Origin of the sequence: Bifidobacterium sp. wkB338, from assembly GCF_003688325.1 — a bacterium.
Taxonomy (GTDB): domain Bacteria; phylum Actinomycetota; class Actinomycetes; order Actinomycetales; family Bifidobacteriaceae; genus Bombiscardovia; species Bombiscardovia polysaccharolytica.
In genome coordinates this window covers 1-1,679 of record NZ_NPOR01000023.1, presented here as the reverse complement: position 1 = coordinate 1,679, position 1,679 = coordinate 1, and the positions used below count along the sequence as shown (strand labels likewise).

1 pseudogene is annotated in these 1,679 nt (G+C 60.3%); it reads left to right on the top strand.

Features of this window, described 5'->3' with window-relative positions:
- Positions 1-58 precede the first annotated feature (58 nt).
- Positions 59-1,679 (top strand): annotated as a pseudogene (locus tag CI603_RS05005) (hypothetical protein); the annotation flags it as partial.

Genomic DNA, 1,679 nt, shown 5'->3' with positions numbered 1-1,679 from the left:
CGGCGACGGGACGACCACCGACCGACATACGCCGGTCATGGTGAGGAAGCCTGCAGGCGTGTCGTCGGATTTCACCTATGTACAAGTCAGCGCTGGAGGCCAGCATTCACTCGCCCTAGGCAGCGACGGATACGTATACACCTGGGGATGGAACTACCATGGCCAGCTCGGCAACAACACCAGAAGCGACTTCTTCGATCCGAATCCTGTCCCTGTCCGGGTGCGCGACCCCGCCAGCCCCGAGAACGCAAGCAAAGGACTGAAAGCCATACAGGTCAGCGGCGGAGAAGATCATTCGCTGGCCCTGGGCAGCGACGGATACGTATACACCTGGGGATGGAACTACTATGGCCAGCTCGGCAACAACACCAGCGGCGCCTCTTCGAATTCGTCTGTTCCCGTACGCGTACGCGACCCGGACAGCCCAACCGACGCAAGCAAAGGACTGAAAGCCATACAGGTCAACAGCGGAGAAGATCATTCGCTGGCCCTGGGCAGCGACGGATACGTGTACGCCTGGGGAAACAACAGCACTGGCCAGCTCGGCAACAACACCAGCGGCGCCTCTTCGAATTCGTCTGTTCCCGTACGCGTACGCGACCCGGACAGCCCAACCGACGCAAGCAAAGGACTGAAAGCCATACAGGTCAACAGCGGAGAAGATCATTCGCTGGCCCTGGGCAGCGACGGATACGTGTACGCCTGGGGAAACAACAGCACTGGCCAGCTCGGCAACAACACCAGCGGCGCCTCTTCGAATTCGTCTGTTCCCGTACGCGTACGCGACCCGGACAGCCCAACCGACGCAAGCAAAGGACTGAAAGCCATACAGGTCAACAGCGGAGAAGATCATTCGCTGGCCCTGGGCAGCGACGGATACGTGTACGCCTGGGGAAACAACAGCACTGGCCAGCTCGGCAACAACACCAGCGGCGCCTCTTCGAATTCGTCTGTTCCCGTACGCGTACGCGACCCGGACAGCCCAACCGACGCAAGCAAAGGACTGAAAGCCATACAGGTCAACAGCGGAGAAGATCATTCGCTGGCCCTGGGCAGCGACGGATACGTGTACGCCTGGGGAAACAACAGCACTGGCCAGCTCGGCAACAACACCAGCGGCGCCTCTTCGAATTCGTCTGTTCCCGTACGCGTACGCGACCCGGACAGCCCAACCGACGCAAGCAAAGGACTGAAAGCCATACAGGTCAACAGCGGAGAAGATCATTCGCTGGCCCTGGGCAGCGACGGATACGTGTACGCCTGGGGAAACAACAGCACTGGCCAGCTCGGCAACAACACCAGCGGCGCCTCTTCGAATTCGTCTGTTCCCGTACGCGTACGCGACCCGGACAGCCCAACCGACGCAAGCAAAGGACTGAAAGCCATACAGGTCAACAGCGGAGAAGATCATTCGCTGGCCCTGGGCAGCGACGGATACGTGTACGCCTGGGGAAACAACAGCACTGGCCAGCTCGGCAACAACACCAGCGGCGCCTCTTCGAATTCGTCTGTTCCCGTACGCGTACGCGACCCGGACAGCCCAACCGACGCAAGCAAAGGACTGAAAGCCATACAGGTCAACAGCGGAGAAGATCATTCGCTGGCCCTGGGCAGCGACGGATACGTGTACGCCTGGGGAAACAACAGCACTGGCCAGCTCGGCAACAACACCAGCGGCG